25 protein-coding genes, 1 pseudogene and 1 other annotated feature are annotated in these 24,353 nt (G+C 38.0%); of the genes and pseudogenes, 23 read left to right on the forward strand and 3 right to left on the reverse strand.

Annotated elements, in window-relative coordinates; all coding sequences use genetic code 11:
* Positions 1–46 precede the first annotated feature (46 nt).
* The 9 genes and pseudogenes from MHH51_RS11115 to minD all read left to right on the forward strand — a co-directional run bounded on the left by MHH51_RS11115 (position 47) and on the right by minD (position 9,008).
* Positions 47–1,303 (forward strand): folylpolyglutamate synthase/dihydrofolate synthase family protein, encoded by a 1,257-nt coding sequence (locus MHH51_RS11115; RefSeq protein ID WP_198048572.1) that lies wholly within the window; start codon positions 47–49, stop codon positions 1,301–1,303.
* 129 nt (positions 1,304–1,432) lie between these two features.
* Positions 1,433–2,299: an SPOR domain-containing protein gene (locus MHH51_RS11120; protein ID WP_339286093.1), complete on the forward strand. Its 867-nt coding sequence runs from the start codon at positions 1,433–1,435 to the stop codon at positions 2,297–2,299.
* Positions 2,300–2,564: 265 nt separating this feature from the next.
* A pseudogene (gene tnpB / locus MHH51_RS11125) lies at positions 2,565–3,794 on the forward strand (IS200/IS605 family element RNA-guided endonuclease TnpB).
* A 279-nt stretch (positions 3,795–4,073) separates the two neighbouring features.
* Positions 4,074–4,760 carry a DNA repair protein RadC gene (gene radC / locus MHH51_RS11130; RefSeq protein WP_147207913.1) on the forward strand — a complete coding sequence of 229 codons (687 nt, stop codon included), beginning with the start codon at positions 4,074–4,076 and terminating at the stop codon, positions 4,758–4,760.
* Positions 4,761–4,967: 207 nt separating this feature from the next.
* On the forward strand, positions 4,968–6,005 hold the full coding sequence (locus tag MHH51_RS11135) for a rod shape-determining protein (RefSeq protein WP_147207912.1): 1,038 nt from the start codon (positions 4,968–4,970) through the stop codon (positions 6,003–6,005).
* A gap of 15 nt (positions 6,006–6,020) precedes the next feature.
* Complete coding sequence (mreC, locus tag MHH51_RS11140) at positions 6,021–6,899, forward strand: rod shape-determining protein MreC (RefSeq protein ID WP_147207911.1); 879 nt, start codon at positions 6,021–6,023, stop codon at positions 6,897–6,899.
* On the forward strand, positions 6,896–7,420 hold the full coding sequence (mreD, locus tag MHH51_RS11145; protein WP_339286096.1) for a rod shape-determining protein MreD: 525 nt from the start codon (positions 6,896–6,898) through the stop codon (positions 7,418–7,420). Before mreC ends, mreD begins: the two co-directional genes overlap by 4 nt.
* A 114-nt stretch (positions 7,421–7,534) precedes the next feature.
* Positions 7,535–8,221 carry a septum site-determining protein MinC gene (gene minC, locus MHH51_RS11150; RefSeq protein WP_147207909.1) on the forward strand — a complete coding sequence of 229 codons (687 nt, stop codon included), beginning with the start codon at positions 7,535–7,537 and terminating at the stop codon, positions 8,219–8,221.
* Positions 8,214–9,008 (forward strand): septum site-determining protein MinD, encoded by a 795-nt coding sequence (gene minD, locus MHH51_RS11155; protein ID WP_147207908.1) that lies wholly within the window; start codon positions 8,214–8,216, stop codon positions 9,006–9,008. The genes minC and minD overlap by 8 nt, the downstream gene beginning before the upstream one ends.
* A 52-nt stretch (positions 9,009–9,060) precedes the next feature.
* Here minD and MHH51_RS11160 read toward each other — a convergent pair whose 3' ends face one another.
* Together MHH51_RS11160 and MHH51_RS11165 are read right to left on the reverse strand one after the other, a co-directional pair.
* Positions 9,061–9,927: a M50 family metallopeptidase gene (locus tag MHH51_RS11160; RefSeq protein ID WP_307725827.1), complete on the reverse strand. Its 867-nt coding sequence runs from the start codon at positions 9,925–9,927 to the stop codon at positions 9,061–9,063.
* Positions 9,911–10,693: a M23 family metallopeptidase gene (locus tag MHH51_RS11165; protein ID WP_339286099.1), complete on the reverse strand. Its 783-nt coding sequence runs from the start codon at positions 10,691–10,693 to the stop codon at positions 9,911–9,913. Before MHH51_RS11165 ends, MHH51_RS11160 begins: the two co-directional genes overlap by 17 nt.
* A 554-nt stretch (positions 10,694–11,247) precedes the next feature.
* Between MHH51_RS11165 and MHH51_RS11170 the strand changes: the two genes are divergently transcribed.
* The 7 genes from MHH51_RS11170 to pheA all read left to right on the forward strand — a co-directional run bounded on the left by MHH51_RS11170 (position 11,248) and on the right by pheA (position 16,536).
* Complete coding sequence (locus MHH51_RS11170) at positions 11,248–12,327, forward strand: serine hydrolase domain-containing protein (RefSeq protein WP_339286101.1); 1,080 nt, start codon at positions 11,248–11,250, stop codon at positions 12,325–12,327.
* A 121-nt stretch (positions 12,328–12,448) separates the two neighbouring features.
* Positions 12,449–12,523, forward strand: a sequence feature (ribosomal protein L21 leader region).
* A gap of 15 nt (positions 12,524–12,538) precedes the next feature.
* Positions 12,539–12,847: a 50S ribosomal protein L21 gene (gene rplU, locus MHH51_RS11175; RefSeq protein ID WP_147207905.1), complete on the forward strand. Its 309-nt coding sequence runs from the start codon at positions 12,539–12,541 to the stop codon at positions 12,845–12,847.
* 17 nt (positions 12,848–12,864) lie between these two features.
* A complete protein-coding gene (locus tag MHH51_RS11180) occupies positions 12,865–13,194 on the forward strand; it encodes a ribosomal-processing cysteine protease Prp (protein ID WP_147207904.1) in 330 nt (109 codons plus the stop codon).
* Between the two features lie 14 nt (positions 13,195–13,208).
* A complete protein-coding gene (rpmA, locus tag MHH51_RS11185) occupies positions 13,209–13,499 on the forward strand; it encodes a 50S ribosomal protein L27 (protein WP_147207903.1) in 291 nt (96 codons plus the stop codon).
* A 155-nt stretch (positions 13,500–13,654) separates the two neighbouring features.
* On the forward strand, positions 13,655–14,188 hold the full coding sequence (locus tag MHH51_RS11190; protein WP_147207902.1) for a Spo0B domain-containing protein: 534 nt from the start codon (positions 13,655–13,657) through the stop codon (positions 14,186–14,188).
* Between the two features lie 2 nt (positions 14,189–14,190).
* Positions 14,191–15,471 carry a GTPase ObgE gene (gene obgE / locus MHH51_RS11195; protein WP_339286104.1) on the forward strand — a complete coding sequence of 427 codons (1,281 nt, stop codon included), beginning with the start codon at positions 14,191–14,193 and terminating at the stop codon, positions 15,469–15,471.
* Positions 15,472–15,687: 216 nt separating this feature from the next.
* On the forward strand, positions 15,688–16,536 hold the full coding sequence (pheA, locus tag MHH51_RS11200) for a prephenate dehydratase (RefSeq protein ID WP_147207900.1): 849 nt from the start codon (positions 15,688–15,690) through the stop codon (positions 16,534–16,536).
* A gap of 104 nt (positions 16,537–16,640) precedes the next feature.
* On the opposite strand, the gene MHH51_RS11205 is transcribed toward pheA, so the two are convergent.
* On the reverse strand, positions 16,641–18,263 hold the full coding sequence (locus MHH51_RS11205; RefSeq protein ID WP_147207899.1) for a BCCT family transporter: 1,623 nt from the start codon (positions 18,261–18,263) through the stop codon (positions 16,641–16,643).
* A 524-nt stretch (positions 18,264–18,787) separates the two neighbouring features.
* On the opposite strand from MHH51_RS11205, the gene safA reads away from it, so the two are divergent.
* The 7 genes from safA (at position 18,788) to queA (ending at position 24,311) form a co-directional block, all read left to right on the forward strand.
* Positions 18,788–19,981 carry a SafA/ExsA family spore coat assembly protein gene (gene safA, locus MHH51_RS11210; RefSeq protein ID WP_339286105.1) on the forward strand — a complete coding sequence of 398 codons (1,194 nt, stop codon included), beginning with the start codon at positions 18,788–18,790 and terminating at the stop codon, positions 19,979–19,981.
* 68 nt (positions 19,982–20,049) lie between these two features.
* Entirely contained in the window at positions 20,050–20,544 is a 495-nt protein-coding gene (locus MHH51_RS11215) for a YhcN/YlaJ family sporulation lipoprotein (RefSeq protein WP_198048570.1), read from the forward strand.
* An 84-nt stretch (positions 20,545–20,628) separates the two neighbouring features.
* A complete protein-coding gene (locus tag MHH51_RS11220) occupies positions 20,629–21,360 on the forward strand; it encodes a YebC/PmpR family DNA-binding transcriptional regulator (RefSeq protein WP_156985393.1) in 732 nt (243 codons plus the stop codon).
* 59 nt (positions 21,361–21,419) lie between these two features.
* Entirely contained in the window at positions 21,420–22,028 is a 609-nt protein-coding gene (gene ruvA, locus MHH51_RS11225) for a Holliday junction branch migration protein RuvA (protein WP_339286108.1), read from the forward strand.
* Positions 22,029–22,043: 15 nt separating this feature from the next.
* A complete protein-coding gene (gene ruvB, locus MHH51_RS11230) occupies positions 22,044–23,051 on the forward strand; it encodes a Holliday junction branch migration DNA helicase RuvB (RefSeq protein ID WP_147207895.1) in 1,008 nt (335 codons plus the stop codon).
* Complete coding sequence (locus MHH51_RS11235) at positions 23,051–23,242, forward strand: DUF2905 domain-containing protein (protein WP_147207894.1); 192 nt, start codon at positions 23,051–23,053, stop codon at positions 23,240–23,242. The genes ruvB and MHH51_RS11235 overlap by 1 nt, the downstream gene beginning before the upstream one ends.
* 40 nt (positions 23,243–23,282) lie before the next feature.
* The gene (gene queA, locus MHH51_RS11240; protein WP_339286110.1) at positions 23,283–24,311 is read left to right on the forward strand and encodes a tRNA preQ1(34) S-adenosylmethionine ribosyltransferase-isomerase QueA; all 1,029 of its coding nucleotides are present in this window, start codon (positions 23,283–23,285) and stop codon (positions 24,309–24,311) included.
* Positions 24,312–24,353 lie beyond the last annotated feature (42 nt).

Raw genomic sequence — 24,353 nt, forward strand, 5'->3', positions numbered from 1 at the left:
CCGTGATAATTAGTATACGATGAAATAGATGAAGGGGGAAAGAGAGATGCATTCAGACATCACTAATTTTTTTAAAGAAAGGCAGAAACTTGGTATACAGCCGGGCTTAGATCGCATTGAGGCTTTGCTAAAAGCTTTAGATCATCCAGAGAAAAAATTTGCATCTATTCATATTGCCGGAACAAATGGAAAAGGGTCTACAGGTACCTTTCTGCAAGCTGCATTAAGAGCAAATCGTTATCGTATAGGTACCTTTACATCACCTAGTTTACAAGGCCTTACGGGCTTTATACTTAATAACGGAGAACCAGTCTCTGAGGAAGCTTTTACTGCATTATTTCAAGAAATAAAACCGGTGATTCAGCAAATGGATAAGGATGGCAGGGCACCGAGCCACTTTGAAATTATCACTGCGCTGGCTTTTTTATATTTTTCCAGGAATGTAGATATAGCTATTGTAGAAGCCGGTATGGGAGGAAGAGAAGATACAACAAATGTTATTAACCCCATTTTATCAATTATTACGACAGTTTCTAAAGATCATACTGCATTTTTGGGTAATACACTTGAGGAAATAGCTGCCCATAAAGCGGGGATTATTAAACCATTTACTCCTATTATAACAGGGGTGGAGGGAGAAGGGCTTATTCCTATTATCAACGAAGCAAATGAAAAGAGAGCAGTATTATATCGATTTGGGATGGACTTCACGATTACAGATTTACAGATTGATGAGTTTGAATGGAAAAACCTTGCTTCAAAATATCGTGTAAAACTCCGGACAATTGGTTTACATCAGCATCACAATGCTTCCGTAGCAATACAAGCTTTAAAGGTATTAAAGAATAGATTCGGTCATTTGGATATGCGTGTATCGATTGATGCTATGCAAAAGGTTACGATACCGGGAAGAATGGAAAAAATCCATGATAATCCATTTATTCTGGTCGACGGTGCACATAATGAAGAAGGAATAAAGGCTTTTATTAAAACGGTGAGAGCAATTTATCCAAGAAGAAAAGTGCTGGTTTTATTTGCCGCTTTCAAGGATAAGGATGTAGCAGAAATGCAAAGATTGCTGGCAGATGTTTTTCCAAATTTGTATATAACTTCTTTTGAACATCCCAGGGCTCTTACATTAACAGATTATCCGCTGCAAAATAAAGGGGAGCAGGTAGAAAATTGGCAGGCATGGATTGAAGATAAGATAAAAATGTCTACAGCGCCTGTTCTGATAACAGGATCATTCCATTTTATTGATTTAATCCGTTCTTTTGTTAAATCTTTGAAGGAATCAGATTAAATAACAGAAAATGATAAGAACAAAAAGAATATTGTAGAACGATTATAAAAGCTGATGTCATAATTCGCCTTACTTTTTACAAGAGCTATGCTAGAGTAAAACCAATACTAGCATTGGAGGGCCGGATTGATGACAAAACAAAAACCACATATGATAGATGATACGAAAGGTACTTGGACATATAAAGTTAAAACATCCTCCAAAGAAGATGCAGTAGACGCAGAATCTGCGGCAACTGTTGAAAATGAACAAGAAGAACCTGACTTCTCAACGCTATCAGCAGTTAACAGCATGAATAAAGGGAAGCCCCTAAGAAAAAGAAATATAATATGGAAAGCTATCCTGGTCAGTGGGGTAAGTGCTATTTTTGTTGGAACGATTATAGGTTTTATTCTTTTCCGGATGTTTGTACAGGTTGATACACCTGCGAGTGCTGGGAATCCGACGCAGGGAACTACACCGGTTGCACAGCCGGAAAAAGAAGAAGCAGAGTCAGATATAGTAACGGGTTCACTAGATTCACTAGAGACATATATTATTCAGGCTGGTATTTTTTCGGAACTAGAAAACGCAGATCCTTTAATAGAAAGTTTAACAAGTTTGGATATTCCAACTGTATTTTTGGAAAAGGATGGACAGTTTTATCTGATGGCAGGAGTTGGTCCGTCAGAAGATGCAGTAAAATCTCTTGCTGCGTCACTTGCTAATAATCAAGCCGACCTTTATGTGAAGAAATGGAGTACAGAAGCGAGAGAAATAGAAATGACAGAAGCAGAAAGTGCCTGGATAACAGAGTTTCAATCTTTTTTTGATGAACAGCTCAAGCAGGCCGATTTAAATCAGCCGATTGCAGATGAAGAGATAACCGTACTGGTAGACAAGGCTCCTGAGAGGGCAGATAGGATAGCTGAATTAGTAACCAGTTTAACAGAAATGATGGGAAAACCTTCTTCTTATCAATTATTAAACTGGGTGAAGGTATATGATGAATTATAGCGGATAACGTGCATAGCAGGTTTTATAAAATCCCCTAAGGAAAGCGTGGTCCCAAACACCAGCTTTCCTTAGGGGATTTTTATCAAAACAGGCGAGAAGACTCCCTCTTCAAGCGCTTGAAGGCTTTAATCGAAGCGATAAGGGGAAGGTGAATCGCCTGCCGACAAGAGATTGCTTTTGAGCAGTAATTGCTCGTAAATAAACAGAACAAGCGTTCTTTTGCGGTCCTTCTTCTGATATAATAGACAGGAGGAGGGAAGGGACCATGAAAGTAAAAAAAGTGTTTCGTTTTCGTATCTATCCGAACAAAAACCAAATCACTTTCATCCATAAGACAATGGGCTGTACCCGTTTTGTCTACAACTATTTTACAGGAAAACAAAAACAAAAAGATATTTACTGGTATAGGGTGAATGAAATGGTGCAAAACGGATAGCTCCTTCAAAATAATTGGAAGGGCGAATTTTTCAATAAAAATAAGTCGATTAAAGCGGTTCAGGAATTGAAGAAAAACTATCCCTTCCTCAAAGAAGTCGATAGCATTGCCCTTCAAAAAGCGGTGGAAAACGTGAACGATGCCTATACCCGTTATTACAAGAAACAGAATAGGACGCCTCGTTTTAAATCTAAGAAGAACCCTATTCAATCGTATACTACGAAATATGTCAATGGAAATATTGCCGTGTTCGATAAACATATTAAGCTGCCCAAGCTAGGGCTTGTTCGTATGGCTAAAAGTCAGGAAGTGGAAGGCCGTATGATGAATGTAACAGTCCGACGCAACCCTGCCGGTAAATACTTTGTTTTGATATTAGTTGAAGCCGAAGTTGAGCCTCATGAAAAGGCTGGTACCTGCGTAGGCATCGATGTCGGATTAACGGATTTTGCAACCCTTTCCGATGGCACCGTGTATGGAAATACAAGATTCTTCCGGACATTAGAAAAGAAACTCACAAAAGCACAGGTAATTCTGTCCAGAAGACAAATAGGATCAGCAAATTGGCAGAAACAAAAACGAAAAGTAGCCCGGCTTCATGAAAAAATTGCTAATAAAAGAAAAGATATGTTAGATAAGATCTCCACCGATAAGGAGGCAAGCTAAGAACGCCGCGTCCAGCGGCAACGCTTGCATGACCAACATCATGTTGGCCTAAACCACGATATCATCGGAATAGAAGATTTATCTGTGAAAACCATGTTAAAAAATCGAAATCTATCGAAATCCATTAGCGACGTGTCCTGGTCTGCGTTCCAAACGATGCTGGCATATAAAGCGGCCTGGTATGAAAAACAGGTTGTTAAGGTTGCTAAAAACTATCCATCCAGTCAGCTGTGTTCTCATTGTGGACATCAAAACCAAGGCGTTAAAAATCTCGCCTTGCGTCCATGGACATGTGACATCTGTCAATGCCATCATCAAAGAGATGTTAACGCAAGCAGGAATCTTCGTAAGGAAGCATTGCGATTAACCGCAGGAACTGTGGGGATAGCCTAATCCATAACTGACCAATGGGTTGGTGTTCTTAGGAATCTCCCACTTCAAACAACTAATAAGGTTGATAAGTGGGGTAGTTCAAGAGGCTTTCAGAGATAACGAAAAGAAGATTTTTTTATAAAATTCTTTTTTTGCTTTGGTAAAAAGACTTTAAAGAACCAATTTCTTATTAGAAAAAATCAATTATAACTTGCTGATATTGCTTAGAAATAAGTAATTGCCAATTTGTAGAAGAAGATTAGTATCGGTATGATATAGATAAAAGAAAGGTGGGATAACATGGGAAAACCAATTTTTATTCGGGATTTACCAACGGAAGACAGGCCAAGAGAACGTTTATTAAAGCATGGTGCTGATAAGCTGAGCAATCAAGAAATATTATCTATATTAATTGGCAGCGGCTCTAAAAATGATCCTGTTCAACTGCTTGCAGACCGTATTCTTATGCATTTTGAAGGTATTAAATTATTAAGGGATGCTACGGTAGAAGAATTAACAGCTATTAAGGGGATAGGTGTTGCAAAAAGTTTAAATATATTGGCTGCAATTGAGCTTGGAAAAAGAATCAGCAGTTATAAGTCGATAGATACCTATATGATCCGTTCTCCAGAAGATGGAGCGAATTATGTTATGGAAGAGATGCGTAATTTAGCACAGGAGCATTTTGTAGCTCTTTTTTTAAATACAAAAAATCAAATCATTCATCGGCAAACCCTTTTTATTGGCTCTTTAAATGCTTCAATAGTACATCCTCGTGAACTGTTCCGCGAGGCGGTCAGACGTTCTGCTGCCTCTGTTTTAGTTTGTCATAATCATCCTTCAGGAGACCCGACACCATCACAGGAGGATATCCTTGTTACCAAGCGTCTTGTTGAATCAGGAAAAATAATTGGAATAGAGGTTATTGATCATCTTGTTATTGGGAATGAACGCTTTGTGTCGTTAAAACAAAAAGGATACTTATAAATACTATCTATTTTAGATTTTTTTTCGTATAATTGTATATGGAATTAATTTTCAGCGCCATTTTTCAAAAAATGTAAAAGTGGCGCTTCTTAAAATTGTATAAACAAAGCTTGATTCATGAGAGGGTTCAGTCTATAATACGTGCTGATATAAAACGAGAAACTGAAAATATAATTATTGATGGAAGAACGAGAGAGGATGAAATATATGGGGATATTTAATATTTCTCAGGATTTAGGAATTGATTTAGGAACAGCAAATACATTAGTCTATGTAAAGGGCAAGGGCGTTATTGTCCGCGAGCCATCAGTTGTGGCAAAGAATTTAGAGACTGGTGCAGTTGAGGCTGTCGGAAGTGATGCAAGAATGATGATTGGACGTACACCTGGAAATATTTCTGTTGTCCGCCCGATGAAGGACGGGGTAATTGCAGATTACGATACAACTTCCATTATGATGAGTTACTATATGAAAAAAGCAATGAAGAAGCGTTCTCTCTTTGCTAGGAAACCAAATGTAATGGTTTGTGTGCCGTCTGGTATCACTATGGTTGAGGAAAGAGCAGTTATTGATGCAACAAAACAGGCAGGAGCAAAAGAAGCTTATCCGATAGCAGAGCCTTTTGCAGCAGCAATTGGAGCGGGGTTGCCTGTTTGGGAGCCGACAGGCAGTATGATTGTTGATATTGGCGGTGGAACCACTGAAATTGCTGTTATTTCTTTAGGAGGGATCGTAACCAGTAATTCTATCCGGATTGCGGGAGATGACATGGATGAAGCGATTATCTCTTACATAAGAAAAAATTATAGCCTAATGATTGGAGAAAGATCCGCTGAATCGATTAAAATGGATATAGCAGCAGCTAAACAAGGCATTGTTGGAGAAGAAATGGATTTAAGAGGGCGTGATTTATTGACGGGATTGCCAAAAACGATTACAGTTACTTCTGAAGAAATTTCCGGAGCTTTGGATGATAATATTGATGCAATTGTTAATGCCGTCAAAGCAACATTAGAAAAAACACCGCCAGAATTATCTGCTGATATTATGGATCGGGGTATTGTTTTATCGGGAGGCGGCGCTCTTTTAAAAAATCTTGATAAGGTAATTAGTGAGGAAACAAAAATTCCGGTATTTGTTACAGATGAACCGTTGGAAAGTGTAGCAATCGGAACGGGCAAATCACTTGATTATATTGATCAATTCCGTTCTGCTCCAAGTGTGTCTTCACGCGCTTTAAATTAATAAGTAGGTGTTTGTATGAATTTTTTTCGAAGTAAGAAATTATTTGTGATCCTAATTGGATTTATTGTACTAGTAGTATTAATAGGATATTCTTTAAACAGTCGTGGGCATTTAAACTTTGCCGAGAAGATTGTCAGTGATTCTGTAGGGTGGGTGCAAAATATTGCACAGGCTCCAGTTACGTTTGTTACTGATATTGTGTCAAATGTTAGTGATTTTAAGACAACATATGAAGAAAATCAGGTATTAAGAGAACAATTATCTCAACAAAAAAGCATGGTATATGATTTGCAAAAGCTGGAGGATGAGAATGAAGAGCTGCGCTCCATTATCGATATGACGGAAACAGCTCGGGATTATGAACCGATCTATGCGACCGTGATTGCCCGTTCGCCGGAGCAATGGGTGGACCAGGTAACCATTAATCGCGGAGAGAATGACGGAATCCAGGAAAATATGGTTGTCAGAACAGCAGAAGGAATGATTGGAAAAGTCCTTCATACTTCCAAGGGTACATCTACAGTACAATTATTGACCGGATTTGATGAATTTAACCGTGTTTCCGCAACGGTTTTACGGGAAGATGACAAAGATATTTTTGGAATGATTGAAGGATTTGATGAGGAAACAGAGATGCTCTTGTTCCGTATTATTGAAGAGTCTGATGCCGATATCGAAGAAGGGGATACAGTATATTCCTCAGAACTGGGCGGAGAATTTCCGGCAGGTATTACAATTGGTGAAGTCAAAGAAGTTGTTGCTGATCAATACGGATTAACAAGGATTGCAATGATCGAACCGGCTGCAGACTTATTTGATATCCGGAATGTGATTGTTGTGAATCGTTCCATAGATCAGCCGGAAGATGAAGAAGAAGGGGATGAAGAGTCTTGACCAGGCGTGTAATATTCCCTTTGATTCTTTTTGCAGTAATGGTACTCTCTGGAGTAGCTTTAGAGCTTTTGCCTCATCAGCTGTTAATGGGTACATATATGATTGTGCCCCACTGGCTGTTTGTCATGCTGATTTATATTGCTATTTTCTACGACCGGAATGACACTTATTATGCTGTTTTATATGCGCTTATTTTTGGATTGCTTTTCGATATCGTTTATACAGGTATATTAGGTGTCTATATGTTCTCTTATGCACTTGTTATTTATATTGTCCGCGGTTTGAAGAAAATGTTGCAGGGAAACTTTTATGTACTGCTAATGCTGTCAGCTTTTGGAATAGCCATAGCTGATGTTAGTATTTATGCCATTTTTACTGTTATCGGATTTACAGATATGCCGATTGAAGTATACTTATTGACCCGGTTAATACCTACAATTCTTATGAATCTATTATTCCTGGTATTAATTTATCCGTTTATTATAAAACCAATGCGGAAATGGGGTACAGAATTAACATAATCTGACCGTTTGAAATAAACCGAACAAACCGAATTATTTATTAAAGAGCGGCAGACTCTGCTCAGTCGGCATCATTCATTAGATGCAGCTGTAGAAAAAAGAGGTGAATGTATCGTGCAAGAAACGAAACCGACCATCACAATTAAAGGTACAAGAGATGGTTTGATTTTATTTATTGATGAAAATTCTTCCTTTGAGGAGATTTTACAAGACCTGATAAAAAAACTGGACGCCAGCACCCCCCAAAAAGAAGAGCCTGTTGTTTCGGTTAAAGTAAAACTCGGCCATCGTTATCTGACGGAGGAACAGCGCCATCAATTAAAAGGTATTATTGAAGAAAAAAACCGTTTTCAAATTGAGGCAATGGAATCAGATGTGATACCAATTAAAGATGCAAAAACATGGCTGGATGAAAGTCAATTAAAGGTAGTTAATCAGATTGTCAGATCCGGACAAGTACTTGAAACAAAAGGAGATTTATTATTAATTGGAGATGTAAATCCCGGCGGCAGGGTAAGAGCCAGCGGGAACATCTATATTATGGGGAACTTATTAGGAATTGCGCATGCCGGTATAGAAGGAGATCAAGAGGCTTTTATAGCTGCCTCCTATATGAAGCCGGCACAGCTTCGAATTGCAGAATATATTAGTCGGGCACCTGATTATGAAGCTGATGGAGTATACATGGAATGCGGAATCATTGATCCAGATCAGAATAAGATTGTGATCGATTCGATTAAAACACTTTCTAAACAGAGAAAGGTGATTAGCGCATTTGAGAGGAGAATGAATAATGGGTGAAGCGATTGTAATTACATCCGGGAAGGGTGGGGTTGGTAAAACAACTACATCTGCAAATATTGGTACATCTTTAGCTTTGATGGATAAAAAAGTATGTTTAATTGATACAGATATTGGCCTGCGTAATTTAGATGTAATTATGGGACTTGAAAATCGGATTATTTATGATATTGTCGATGTTATTCAGGGACGATGCAAGCTGCAGCAGGCTCTGATCAAAGATAAACGTTTTGATTACCTTTCATTGCTCCCTGCTGCACAAACAAGTGATAAATCTGCTGTAACGACAGAAGGCATGAAAGAGATTGTTTCAGAACTGAAGCAAGAGTATGATTATATTATTATTGATTGTCCTGCCGGTATTGAACAAGGCTTTCAAAATGCAATTGCCGGTGCTGACAGAGCAATTGTAGTAACAACTCCTGAAAATTCAAGTGTACGGGATGCCGATCGCATCATAGGGCTTATCGAAAAAGAGGATATGATAGAACCTCCCAGACTAATTATTAACCGAATTCGCAATCATATGATGAAAAATGGCGATATGCTGGATATTGATGATATTGTTCAACTGTTAGCGATTGATTTAATAGGTATTGTAGCTGATGATGAAGAAATGATTAAAGCTGCAAATAAAGGAGAACCAATTTCTCTCTCTCCAAATTTTAAAGCTTCTATCAGCTATCGTAATATAGCCAGAAGAATTCTGGGAGAAACAGTTCCCTTGCAGTCATTGGAGGAAGAAAAAGGTTTTATGCAAAAGGTAAAAGCATTTTTTAAAATATAATAATTAATAAAGAAAACATCCGACAGGAAAAAATCCATCGGATGTTTATTTTTTAATAACCGGTAAAAGCTTCCCCAATCGTTTGTCGATAAGGTCTTTCATTAAAGTAATAATCTAAACACTCATTATCCTCAACAGAAATCCGCTCCCTGTCAGGGTATTCAATATAAATGGTATGCTTCTTTTCACGGTGAAAACGGGTCAATACATCTAAAAAACTGTCCTGGGGAGACGCGTAAATTGGTTTAATAGCACGTACAATATTATCTCCTTCGTATCTCTTTAAAAGAAAACGAATAAAAACATAAAAGCGATATTTCCATTCCTTCCAATTTTCCTGTATTAAGAAGAGCCAGATAAGAAAACTGCTTAACGTAAATGGAAAGAAAAGAAGCTGTCCTAAAATGATTATTGCGCATATCACTAAAGAACTGATAATTGTTGTATAATATGCTTTTTTAAAGGTTAAGAAAGTAGTTAAAGCTAAGAAAACAAGCTTTCCGCCGTCCAACGGCCAAATTGGCAGCAGATTAAACAGGAGAATAATTGTATTATAATAAAGTATTAATTCAAAATAATAATCCGGAATTACTCCAGAGGAAGATACGGCATATAAAAAGCCATAAATTAAAATTTGTACAAACGGCCCTGCAATTATAACGATTGCTTCCTCGCGGACAGGGCGAGTGCCGTGTTCATCTGTTTTCATAACTCCGCCAAAAGCCCAAAGTACAATAGATGAAATTCGCCACTTAAACGAAGAAGCAGCGATGTAGTGCCCTAATTCATGGAGAAAAACAATGCTGAAAATAATAGCAAGCTCTGTAAAAGAGCCTGTCAAAAAAGAAATGATAATAAATATCCATAGAATAGGGTGGAAATGAATGAGTTGTATAGAAGTTTTAAGGCTGTTGATCAACCAGAATCACCTGCTCAGGATCAATATATTTGTTCTCTTGCTCAATTGCGAAAAAAACAGATTGATTGCCGCTTTCTTTTCCTAATGCTCCAAGAACTTGACCATTAGAAATATGCTGATATAAGTGAACTTCGATTGAATCTAAAAAACCATACTGCGTTGTAGAACCGTCTGCGTGTTGAATCTTTACCGTTTTATCTGTAGAACGGTCATTTCCAGCAAACACGACAATACCTTCTCCAACTGCTGCCACATTTTCTTCTCCTTCTGTATCAATATAGACACCTTGACCATTTTCATGGAAGTGTTCTGAAATGGTGCCGTTCACCGGAAGATATGTTGAATCGGTAACAACCTCCTCTGTAATCGTACTTGGTCGGAAAGATAAAGGAGTACCAAATACTTCAGAATACCACGCGTTAACTTTTGCAAAAGGAAATTGATTTGTTAAAGTGGAAGTTATCCATTCTCTTGGCTGCTCCATAAAAGGTTTGTCTACTTCAGTAACAAGTGCTGTTCCCAGAAAAAGCGAAACGGACAATAGAGCTTTCACTGCAATACTGGTAATACGGGAATTATTTTCAGGAATTGCTGAATTTGTATGGCTGGAAGATATAGAAGGATAAAAACCGTGAGATTCTTCCATATCCGGTAATGCGTTACTTTGTAAATAATCCTCTTGGTTGCCCTGTTTTGCTCTATTCAGTCCTTTTACTTTCTGACGCATTTCAATTGATTTACGAATTTTTTTTAAGTTTTTATCCATCCATCTCACAATCCTTTTTTAAAGATAGTAATATTAGAAATAAATTTCTTCTTAGATTGGTACAAGTATATATATGCTGAACAAGCTGTCTATATGAGTAAATGCATGAAAGATAAAAACGGACATTACTTAATAATAAATTTTCTTGGCTGCAGCATTAGTCTATTTATAAATTAAGATATAATAACTCAACTTTCGCGCCTAAAAAAATGTACTTATTGTAGTGATAGGTTTTGATCGCTCCTTTCATCTGTCTCTTGACAAAGCATAAACCCTATCTAGAAAGAAGGTAACGTGTATGGACACCGCTGCGGCGGGCCGTTTTGCTTTTCAAGTTAGCTGAAGCCGTCCCCATGGAAAGCGGAGTGGTTGGTTGCAGGAGCTATACACAATCTTCATTTCAAAAGTAAGATAATTTAACAAAATGCAAGCAGGATAATGAAGAACATGTTTAACCTAGAATGGCAAGGTGTAGATGCTTATTCTCAGGTGCGAAAGTTGAGTAATAATAGGTAAGAATATTGAATTATGTATTAGAGGGGAGTGTATTTATATTGAGCAATATAAAAAGTTATCAAGATGAATCAGAGCATAATTCAGATATCATGTTGAATATTGATAAATATTTGAGTAATTCTGTTGATAATGAGGAGGTTCCCGGTGCAGTAATATTAATTGTGAAGGATAAGAAAGTGCAGTTGCATAAAGAGTATGGCTTTTCTCAAATTATACCTTATTCATTGCCAATGAATAAGGTATCGATTTTTGATATAGCCTCATTAACAAAAGTGGTTGCTGTTTGGCCGGCAGTTATGTTCTTGATAGATAAGGGATACATAAATATGAATGATGAATTATTTCGCTTTTATGGGGATGAAATAGATTCAGAACTCAAATATACAACGATATTTCAACATTTAACGCATACTTCCGGTCTTTCTGAGAGAACTTATTTAAAGCAATTTGGCAATAATAAAAAAGACATTATGACAGGACTGTTAAAGGATGGTCTAGAATATCCTCCTGATAAACAGGTTATCTACAGTAACAGGGGTTTTATTATTTTGGGTGATATTATAGAAAAAGTCAGTGGAATGAGCCTTGATCGACTCGTGAAAGAAAATATTTGGGATGTTCTGAATATGAACGATACAATTTTTAATCCAGACCAAAATTTAATTGAAAGAATTGTTTCAACAGAATTTTATCCGGCTGACAATCTGGTTAAGCGTGGAACTGTGCATGATGAGAATGCAGAACTGTTAGACGGAATTGCCGGGCATGCCGGAGTATTTTCAACAGTAGGTGATATAGGCAAATTATGCGCTATGTTATTGAATTCCTTAAGCGGAGAAGAAAATAAAATTATTTCTCAAAAATTAATAAAGGATTCATTTATTAATTACACAACACAATTAAATGAAAGCAGGGGATTAGGCTGGGCAATATTCCATAAATCTGAAAATAGTAAGATTGTCGGGCACTATGGTTTTACCGGTACAACAATATGGATTGATTTAAAGAAAAATATGTATACAGTTCTTCTGACAAACAGAGTCCACCCAAGTAGAGAAAACAAAAATATTCATTCTATACGGGCATATGTGAAGGAGCTTTTAATGAGCGTGAAATAGTTTTTGAAATATAAAAGCTTCCATACTATATTATTGTTAAGAGTTTTTATCTAAGATCATTAAAAAAGGTTGACAATGGAACCCGTAAAATGATAAGATTTATCTGTTATTCTAAGTAGCACCCGTGCTACAACCGCGCAGAACAGGTCTTAAAACTGTAAACTGCAGTACCTGAATGGCGAGTCTGAGTTAAATGAGGAGGTGCATATAAATGTACGCAATTATTGAAACTGGTGGTAAACAAGTTAAAGTAACTGAAGGACAAGAAATCTATGTAGAGAAGGTTGCTGGTGAAGTAAATGACACAGTAACTTTTGAAAAAGTCCTATTCGTCGGAGGAGACGATGTGAAGGTTGGTGCTCCATACGTTGAGGGCGCATCTGTAACAGCTAAGGTTGAAAAGCATGGCCGTCAAAAGAAAATTGATGTTGTGAAGTTCAAGCCTAAAAAGAACTATCATCGTAAACAAGGTCATCGTCAGCCATACACAAAACTTGTAGTTGATAAAATCAGCTTATAAGGATTCTGTTATTCATAATGATTCAAATAACTGTTTTTCAATCAGATAATCAAGTTACAGCATTTGAACTTACTGGACATGCAGAGAGCGGTCCTTATGGATATGATCTTGTATGTGCTGGTGTTTCAGCTGTGACATTTGGCGCTGTGAATGCAATTATGAAGTTATGTGAGACAGACCTCAATATCGATCAGGGAGCTGACGGCGGTTATCTTTCTGTCCAGCTTCCAAAGAATATAAGCTCCGAAAAACTTGAAAAGATACAATGGTTAGTACAGGGGATGATTGTCTCCTTAGAAACTATTGAAGAAAGTTATGGGGAGCACGTTCGACTGAATTTCTCATAAGGAGGTGCATTTTTATGTTACGTCTTGATTTACAATTTTTCGCATCTAAAAAAGGTGTAGGTAGCTCTAAAAACGGTCGTGATTCACAATCAAAACGACTTGGTTCTAAACGTGCTGATGGACAGTTTGTAACTGGCGGTTCAATCCTTTATCGTCAACGCGGTACAAAAATTTATCCAGGTGAGAACGTTGGCCGCGGTGGAGATGACACTCTTTACGCTAAAATCGATGGTGTTGTAAAATTCGAACGCTTCGGTAGAGACCGTAAAAAAGTTAGTGTTTATCCTGTAGCTAAAGAAGCATAATGCTTGGTTAACAGTATAGTTAAGGAACAAAGCAGGCTGTCGAGATAAACTCTCGGCAGCCTGCTTTCATTTCCCGGATATTGTCGGATGCTTCTGTTTTACTGCTTTTGATTTACTGTGTTTTCTGCTATACTCAATTTTAATGAGGTGAAGGAATGGACGAAAAGGAGACAGTTCGTATAATACAAAAATACAGACATGATTTAATGAACCGATTACAAATTGTTTCCGGTTATTTAACTATGGGGAAAGCGGATAAGGCAAAAATGAATTTAGATAATGTTCTGGAATACTATGAAGAAGAACGGAAACTGATGCGGTTGAATGCTGATAAGCTTATGATATGGATTTTACAATTTGAAGATACATATCCTGCCTTTGCGTTAACGTATTATGTAGATTTACTCGAACCTTCTATGAAAAAGATTGATGAGCAGGAGCTTCTTTCATCCTGTGAAAAGCTATTAGCTTTTTTGTCAGAAGCTGCACAAGATTTACTGGTATACGATCTTGTTCTTCATATTGAAGAGCAAGAAACACAATGGGTAATTAGGATGGTTATAAAAGATATCATCCTTGAGAAAATAAGTATTGAGAACATAGAACAGCAACATGGTGTTTCTGTAACACAGGAAAAAGAAAAAACGAATTTTGAATGGAATTTAGCAAAAGAAGAAAGAGGTGATTAGCAATGTTTGTCGATCAGGTGAGTGTATATGTAAAAGCCGGTGATGGCGGAAATGGACTGGTTGCGTACCGTCGTGAGAAATATGTTCCAAAAGGCGGGCCAGCAGGCGGAGACGGCGGGAACGGAGCAAATATTGTCTTTAAAGTAGATGAAGGTTTAAACACATTAATGGATTTCCGATATAACCGCCATTTTAAAGGGAAACGCGGTGAAAATGGCATGAGCAAAACACAGCATGGCAAAAATGCTGCTGCCTATGTTATCCCTGTGCCGCCGGGAACTACGGTAATAGATGAAGATACAGGCGAAGTCATTGCCGATTTAACAAATCACGAGCAAGAGGCTGTAATTGCAAGAGGCGGACGTGGAGGAAGAGGTAACACAAGATTTGCCAGTCCACGTAATCCAGCTCCAGATATGGCTGAAAATGGTGAGCCTGGTCAGGAGCGTAATATTAAAGTTGAGTTGAAACTGATTGCTGATGTGGGATTAGTAGGTTTTCCGAGTGTGGGTAAATCTACATTGCTGTCTGTAGTGAGTGCTGCCAAGCCAAAAGTTGCTGCTTATCATTTTACAACAATTGCTCCTAATTTGGGAGTTGTTGATACAGGAGATCAGCGAAGCTTTGTGATGGCAGATTTGCCCGGCTTAATTGAAGGCGCTTCTCAAGGAGTCGGACTGGGGCATCAATTCCTGCGACATGTAGAGCGTACAAGAGTGATTGTACATGTTATTGATATGGCAGGAACAGAAGGACGCGATCCTTATGAGGACTATGTGAAAATTAATGAAGAGCTTGCTGCATATGATAAGAAGCTTTTAACAAGACCGCAAATCATCGCTGCTAATAAAATGGACATGCCGGATGCTGAAGAAAATTTGAAAGAATTTAAAGAAAAACTTGGAGAAGAGCTCCCTATATATAGAATTTCAGCCGTAACAAAAGATGGCTTGAGAGATTTATTATTTGCAGTGGCAGATAAGCTGGAAGAGATTCCGAAATATGAACAGGAGATAGAACAGGCTGATGAAACAGTTGTCTATCGTTATCAGAAGGAAGAGGATCCTTTCCATATAACAAGAGATCCAGATGGTGCTTTTGTACTTTATGGCCACCGGATCGAGACATTGTTTAAAATGACCGACTTTCAGCACGATGAAGCTGTTCAGCGTTTCTCCCGCCAGCTAAGAGGAATGGGTGTTGACAAGGCACTGCGTGAACGCGGAGCACAAGACGGTGATACTGTCCGACTGTTAGATTACGAATTTGATTTTATTGAGTAGCTTTGAAATGACAAACTCCAAGTGCTAAAAACGAAAACTCTAATACTTGAGCCCCTTAACAAAGAAGACTTGCTGATGCCGGATTACAGGTGCGGACAGGACGATATAGCTGTACTAAGGAGCAGACGGCAAGTTTCGCTATGGTACAATCCGGGCTCAAGTCTTTACATTTTTAAACAGGCACTTTAAAGTTTTTATATTTAGGAGGAAATAAAGTTGACGAGTATTGGTTATTTAGGACCTAAAGGAACATTTACAAAATTAGCAGTAGACGCAACTTTTAATGGTGAGCATAAAGAATCTTTTAAAACAATTCCGGAATGTATCGATGCAGTAGATAAAGGAGAAATTGACATCGGGGTTGTTCCATTAGAAAATGCAATTGAAGGAACAGTACAGCTGACCGTTGATTATTTAATTCATCAAGTGCGAATACCTGTAGTTGGAGAAATCGTTGTACCAATTCAACAGCATTTGCTTGTACGCAGTGATATTATTCGCAAAGTATCAGAAATAGAAGAGGTGCATTCACATAGCCATGCTATAGCGCAATGTCACCAATATCTGCATCAGAATTTAAAAAATGCCAAAATAGCCTTTACGTCTTCAACCGGAAGAGCAGCAGAAATAGTCAGCGGTTCTGACAGGCCTATTGCAGCTATTGGAAATCGTTCAGCTGCTGAAGAGTATGGCCTGGAAATATTTAAAGAAAATATTCATGATTATCCAAATAATCATACCCGTTTTCTAGTTCTTTCTCATCAGCCGGAGAAGGTCAAAATAAAAAGTGAGGCAAAAGGCGAAAAAACAACGTTTCTAATCACTTTACCGAGTGATAAAGCTGGGGCGCTTCATCAAATTCTTTCTGCATTTGCTTGGCGTAAATTGAACTTATCGAAAATCGAGTCCAGACCTACAAAGACTGGTTTAGGCAATTATTTCTTTATTATTGATGTGGATCAGAAATACGATGATGTTTTGCTGCCTGGTGTTAAGGCTGAGCTTGAGGCACTTGGATGTGAGGTAACTATTTTAGGGTCGTATTCCGTTTACAATATCTTATAAATGAAAGCTTTTTATTGATGTTTAAAGCCTCTGATATATAAATTTAATAATCCAAGAAACAGGAAAAAAGTGCTGAACACATGGTATCAGCACTTTTTTCCTGTTTATATTCCTTTTGAATTATCTTTTCTTTTTTCTCTATATGTTTCCAATGTCTTTTCATATTCCTCTGGAGAAGTTTCCAGATACGTTTGCATCCTTTTCTTATTAGGTGTTATTGTCAGGCCTAAGAATTTTCTTTCTTCGTTAGCAATCTTGAAGAAGGATATAACCAGTAAGATAACAACCAGACTGAATGGCAGAGCAGCTATGATTGCGGCTGACTGCAGTGCATCGAGCCCGGTTTCTCCACCTGCTAAGAGAAGAATAAATGCAATAGCTGATAAAGAAACTCCCCAAACGATCTTTACTCTTCCAGCTGGAGTTAAAGATCCAAATGAAGTTTGCATTCCTAAAACGAAGGTTGCTGAGTCTGCTGAAGTGATAAAGAATATTGCCACGAGCAGAACTGCAACAATGGATAACACTGTACCCATAGGGATTTCATTAAAAATGCCAAACAATTGTGTTTCCGGAGGCATATCAAATATATGTGGTGCACTTTGTCCGACAGAAATACCTGTAACTCCAAATACGCTAAACCATAAAATACCAATAATGGTCGGTACAAGAAGGACAGCTAAAATAAATTCGCGAATTGTCCGTCCTTTGGAAACCCGTGCAATAAAAATTCCTACAAATGGGCTCCAGCTCATCCACCAGCCCCAATAATAAATAGTCCATTGAGACATCCATTCACTTTTTTGCTGATTCAGCGGAGCAACATCTAATGCGTTATACATAAAGTTTTGCAGATAAGCACCAGTACCGCTTGTCATCATATTTAATATTAAAATAGTTGGCCCAACAATTAATATGATAAGAAATAAAATTCCGGCTAATACCATGTTGACATTACTCAGGTATTGAATTCCTTTACTTAATCCGCTCCATGCACTGATTAAGAACAATACAGTTACCACAGCAATAATTATTGCTTGTACAAAAATATTATTAGGTATGCCGAATAAGTAGTTTAAACCGCCGTTAATCTGCATAGCGCCTACACCTAGTGATACTGCAACACCGATAACAGTTGCGAAAACTGCCAGGACATCTACTAGAGTACCTAATGGACCATCAACCCGATCGTGGAATAACGGGCGCAATGCTTTAGATAAAAGCCCGACCTCTCCTTTTCTAAACTGCGAATATGCAAGCGAAAGGGCAACAACACCGTATATAGCCCAAGCATGAAAGCCATAATGTAAAAAGGTTGAACGCATAGCTTCAAGCATAGCTTCATTTGTTTCTGGATCCTCTGTAGGTGGTGCAAGATAATGTGAAACAGGTTCAGATGCACCATAGAACACTAATCCAATACCCATTCCAGCACTAAATAACATTGCAAGCCAGGAGATTGTTTTAAATTCCGGTTTATCCTTTGGTTTTCCTAATTTTAAAGTTCCAATTGGGCTGAAAATAAGAAATACACAAAAGAATACAAGTATAGTTGTAAGAATCATGTAGTACCAGCCAAAATTTTCAGTAATCCAGGATGATATATTACCGGCAACTTGTCCAAATCCATCCGGAAATACTGCTCCAATAATTACTAAAATGCCAATTAAAATAGAGGCATATAGAAAAACATTGGACATTTTTCTTTTCTTTGAGATTTTACTCATAATTTGCTCCTTCCTGTATTTAAACAATCTATAAATACAAAATTTAATATTGTATTTTTTAGACTTTCACATCCTAACAAGTATCCAAAATAAAATCAAATGCTTTGAAGATACCGATGAAACTAAAAACGTACGTTATACCAGCCATAAAAAGGACAGTATGAAATAAATCTTTGTGTCTTTTCGGCAATGACAAGATAGTTGTTATAGAATATGCTATTACCTCTCTATACCTTTATTAAGTAAAAAATAAACTTGTGGTATCAGGCAGTACAATCTTTTTAATCAAAAACAGCATGAATGATTTGAAACAAAATTGCTGTTTTTAGTATGCGCAATTTTAACTTTTACATTTATAAAGTGGATAAGTCAGGTTTTTCTTTTTCCATTTAAAGCACTTAAAACTTAAAAACAGCTTTGTAAACATTCATAAGCCCAGTGTGCAACTTTTTTCTATTATGTGCATATGCTGATATAGAGCATTAGCCCATTTCAATTATGAAAGGGAAAGGAGTTCGTTACTTTTGAAAATACACATTGTACAGCTTGGAGATACGTTATGGAAATTGGCGGAGAAGTATAATGCTTCTTTTGAGGAATTGAAAAAGGTAAACTCACACTTAGCTAATCCGGAAAAGCTTATGCCTGGAATGAAAATAAAAATACCAGGGGCAACAAAACAAGTGCAAAAAGGAACATCAAAAAAGGAACAAATGACACCGGTGTCCAAGAAGGAAAAGACAACCAAAAAAGAGCAAAAGACATTACCTTCTAAAGAAGAGGTAAAATCTGCAAAAAAAGAACAGACAAAACCGGTCCAGAAAGAAGAAAAGAAAAAAACAGAGCATCCATATAAACAAAAGACACCGACACCAATCGCTGTATTAAAAGAAGATGATCAAAAAGAAAAGAAAAAAGAACAATTTGAAGCAGTTATGCCCAAAATGCCCAAGGTTCCTTCTATGCCCATTTTAGAAAAGGAACCAAAATCGATGCAGAAACCGATAAAGAAAGAAGAACCTCCTAAAAAGCAGCAAAAAGAAAAAACTACACCAAGCATGGAGCAGACTGCCGGTAAAGAAGTACCACAACAGCAGGAGGCCTTTGAGTTTGAAGCTTATCAGCATCCACCAGCAATCCCTTGTGAACCAGTGCCTTTTTGTCCACCGATGATGCCGGTATTTTTCATGCCTTGTCCACCGATGCCTCATTTTAATCCGTATGGTATGCACCCGGGTATGCAGCAGGGATTTCCAATGATGCCTCCTATGCATGCAGGTGGAGACTGCGGCTGTGGGGGGAATCAGAATCAATCAGGGCCGATGCAGGCTACTTTCAACCCGGTAATGGGATTCAATGAAATGCAATATGAAGGTGGACATCAGCAGTTTCAAGGGATGATGCCTTATCAGCCGGAACAGACTGTAAATCAGATGAATCGGCAAGGACCTGCACCTGATATATATACATCAGCAAATAACGCAACAGCTTCCAAGCAGACTATGGATAATAGTCCTGTCTCACCTGACAAACCAAGCCAGATGCCGACATCGGCATCATTTATGGATGATATAAGAAGGGATCCAGGGGTTGCAGAGAATCGGCAGTATGCTTATTTTAACCCGACACCATTATCCAATTCACCAGAAAATTCATTCTATCCAAAGCCGCCATTCTTTCCTGAACAGTCTAAAGATAAGCATGATTCCAGTTCATAACAGCATTAAATTAGATGTCTAAAAAGTCCTTCCTTATCCATACTAACAGTATAAGGGAGGATTTTATTATGCTGAAAATACAATATATGATTTATGCGATATCCATTTTATTATTACTGACAGGCTGTACAGGTACATCTACAGAAAGAAATGCAAGCAAAGAACAGCCTGTTCAGCCAATTCACTATGAGGAAAATAAAGGACAGGTACCCTCAGAAAACAATGTTGAAAGGCAAAATGAACCGCCATCATTAGAATCCTTTGATAAAGAAGAGTCAGCAGCATTTCAAGAATTACTTCAGGAGAATGTAGATGTGGAAGATGTACAGGTTGTTACAACAGAGGATCGTGTTGTTGTTGCAATTCAAATGAAAAAAGGGACAGATAATCGTGACTTTGAGGAAGTAAGTGACGATATAGAGCATATTTTGCATACAGATAAAAAGCTGTTTATTTATAACAATGTAGCGAAATGGGAACGGGTAAAAGATTTTAATGCACGTAATGAAGGGAATCAGATGGGGGAAGATATGGAACGTCTGTTTCAAAATCTTTTTGAATAGTTATGGCGAAAAGATGGTTTTCCTTTTCTGATGGGACTTTTTTTGATATAGTAAAAAAAGAGTTTCGAGAGAGGAGTATGTCTAATGGCTGGACATTCCAAGTGGAAAAATATACAAAAGAGAAAAAACGCACAAGATGCAAAAAAAGGTAAAATTTTTATGAGGCATGCAAAAGATATCTATCTTGCTGCGAAAAGCGGTGGAGGAGATATGGATACCAATGCTGCTTTAAGAACAGCTGTTGATAAAGCAAAGGCTGATAATATGCCAAATGATAATATAGAGAGAAATATTAAAAAAGCAACTGGTACGCTGGATGGTGCCACTTACGAGGAAATTACGTATGAAGGGTACGGACCCGGCGGAGTTGCTGTGATTGTAAATGTATTAACTGATAATAAAAATCGTACCGCTGCTGAAATTAGACATGCTTTTAAAAAGAATGGCGGAAACCTTGGTGAAAATGGAAGTGTATCCTTTATGTTTGACCGTAAAGGCTATATTGTCGTTGAAAATACAGATGGCTCTATTGATGAAGATACAATTACTTTAGATGCACTGGAAGCAGGAGCAGAAGATGTCAGCGTAGAGGATGGAGCCTATGAAATCTTCACGAGCCCTGAGGATTACCAAGATGTGGTCTCTTATTTAGAAGAACAGTCCTACAAACTGGCTGATGCAGAAGTCACTTTAATTCCACAAAATTTCAATTCTCTGTCTTCGGAAGATGAAGAGAAAATGATGAAGCTGGTGGATGCGCTGGAAGAAAGCGAAGACGTACAGGATGTTCATCATAATCTGGAATCGAATGAATAAACTTCTATTTATAAATAGAAGTTTATTCATTGATTTGTCCAGAACAAAAGGAGCTTAAAATGATTGCATATATAAATGGAAAGCTTAGTTCAATAAAAGAAAATGCTGTCATTGTGGATGTGCATGGGATTGGGTATGAGATTATTTGTCCCAATCCTTATATATTTGAACCGCAAATGAATCAGCAAGTCCAAATACATACGTATCATCACGTCAGAGAGGATGCGCAAATCTTATTCGGTTTTCGGAATACAGATGAGAAATACTTATTTACCAAGCTTATCTCTGTTTCAGGGATTGGTCCTAAAGGAGCTTTAGCAATTTTAGCCGGTGTAAATATTCATGGATTTATTGCAGCAGTGGAAAATGAAGATGAAAAGTTTTTAACAACCTTTCCAGGGGTAGGGAAGAAAACCGCGCGTCAAATTATTTTAGACTTAAAAGGAAAACTGGTGAACGACTTTGCAATAGGAAGTACAGCTGAGGAATCTGAAAAAGTAAGCAGCACACAAGAGCGGCAAATCGTGTCTGAAGCACTAGACGCTTTAAAGTCATTAGGCTTTACACCGAATGAACTGAAGAAAATTACACCGCAGCTGAAGTCGGACAGTACATTAAAAAATACAGACGAAGTCATCCGCAAAGCATTTAGTCTATTAGCAAAATAGAAGGGAGTGTTATTATTGGATGAACGTATGATAGATGGAAATCTGCATGAAGAAGATGTATCCATCGAGCAAAGCCTGAGACCATTGCAATTAGATGATTATATTGGACAGTCTAAGGTAAAGGAAAATTTAAGTATATTTATTCAGGCTGCAAAAATGCGCGAAGAGCCGCTTGATCATGTATTACTATATGGACCGCCGGGACTCGGAAAAACAACGTTAGCCTCTATTATTGCTAATGAGATGGGTGTTCAATTCAGATCTACTTCTGGTCCTGCCATTGAGAGAGCAGGAGATTTAGCAGCAATTCTTTCTTCCCTGGAGCCGGGAGATGTATTATTTATTGATGAAGTACATCGGCTTCCGAGATCAGTTGAAGAAGTGCTGTATCCAGCAATGGAAGACTTTTTTATCGATATTGTCATAGGCAGTGGTCCGAGTGCGCGTAGTGTCCGGATTGATTTGCCGCCTTTTACATTAGTAGGAGCAACAACACGGTCAGGGCTGTTAAGCGCGCCGCTGCGTGACAGATTTGGTGTTCTTAGCCGGCTGGAATATTATGAAGTAGCCGACCTGCGCCGGATTGTAATGCGCACAGCCGATATATTTCATATGACAATTTCAGAAGATGCGGCAGTAGAAATTGCCCGCAGATCCAGAGGAACACCTCGTATTGCAAACCGATTACTGAAAAGAGTACGTGATATCTCACAGGTGAAGGGCGAAACAGAGATTAGCTTTGAAACAACCAGGCAGGCCTTGAAAATGCTGCAAGTCGATGATGCAGGATTGGATCATATTGACCATAAGCTGTTAAAAGCAATTATTGAAGGGTTTAACGGCGGACCTGTTGGACTAGACACGATTGCAGCGACAATTGGCGAGGAATCGCAAACCATCGAAGAAGTATATGAGCCCTTTCTGCTTCAATTAGGTTTTATCCAGCGGACTCCAAGAGGAAGACGGGTTACGGCTAAAGCTTATGAGCATCTTGGCATTCCAATCGTAAATGGAGAAGAATAATGGGGAAAGTATTTATTATTGCAGGGATTGTTCTGATTGTAATTGGTTTACTTTGGTCATTTATCGGGAGACTGCCAGGTGATTTCACATTTCAAAAAGGAAATATGACCTTTCATTTCCCGTTAATGACTTCTATTCTTGTTAGTGTTGTACTAACTCTGATCCTATTTATTATAAGCAGATTTAGATAAGGTTCGATAGCTACGATAAGACGAAAGTAAGGGGATAGACATGAATATAGAAGATTTTGACTTTGATCTGCCTGAAGAATTAATTGCGCAGACACCTTTGAAGGATCGGACAGCATCCAGACTTTGTGTTTTGGATAAACAGACCGGTCAAATACAGCACCAGCATTTTTCAGATATAATAAATTATCTGCATGCAGGTGATTGTCTCGTTTTAAACGATACCAAGGTATTGCCGGCGCGTTTGTATGGAGTAAAAGAAGATACAGGTGCAAAAATAGAAGTTCTTTTACTGCATCAAGAAGAGAACGACAATTGGGAAGTGTTAGTAAAACCTGCTAAGAAAGTTAAAGAAGGAACAGTCATTGATTTTGGAGACGGATTGTTAAAAGCTGTTTGTACAGATATTAAAAAGTATGGCGGGCGTACAGTGAAATTTTCTTACGACGGGATTTTTTATGAAATATTAGATGAACTGGGTGAAATGCCCCTGCCGCCATATATTAAGGAACAGCTTTCGGAAAAAGACCGTTACCAGACTGTTTACGCAAAAGAAAAAGGGTCCGCTGCTGCTCCGACTGCCGGGTTACACTTTACCAACGAATTATTACAGCAAATAAAGGATAAAGGTGTCGAGGTTATTTTTATCACACTACATGTCGGTTTGGGTACATTTCGTCCGGTTAGTGTAGATTCTGTTGAAGAGCACACGATGCACAGTGAATTCTACCGCATGTCTCAGAAGGCCAGTGAATCATTAAATAATGCTAAAGCAGAGGGAAGAAGAATTATTTCAGTTGGAACCACTTCAACTCGTACACTGGAAACAATTGCTCGTGATAATAATGGAGCCTTTGTGGAAACGAGCGGCTGGACTGACATTTTTATTTATCCACCATATCAATATCAGGCAATTGATGGATTGATTACGAATTTTCATCTGCCTAAATCAACGCTTATTATGCTGGTAAGTGCGCTGGCAGGAAAAGATGAGGTGCTTCATGCATATCGAGAGGCTGTAAGGGAGCGTTACCGCTTTTTCAGCTTTGGGGACGCTATGCTAATTATCTAGCTTTATCGGGTATAAATGCGTTATGATATGTTTAGACTGAAA

Source organism: Oceanobacillus sp. FSL K6-3682, from assembly GCF_037976165.1.
GTDB lineage: Bacteria > Bacillota > Bacilli > Bacillales > Amphibacillaceae > Oceanobacillus > Oceanobacillus sojae.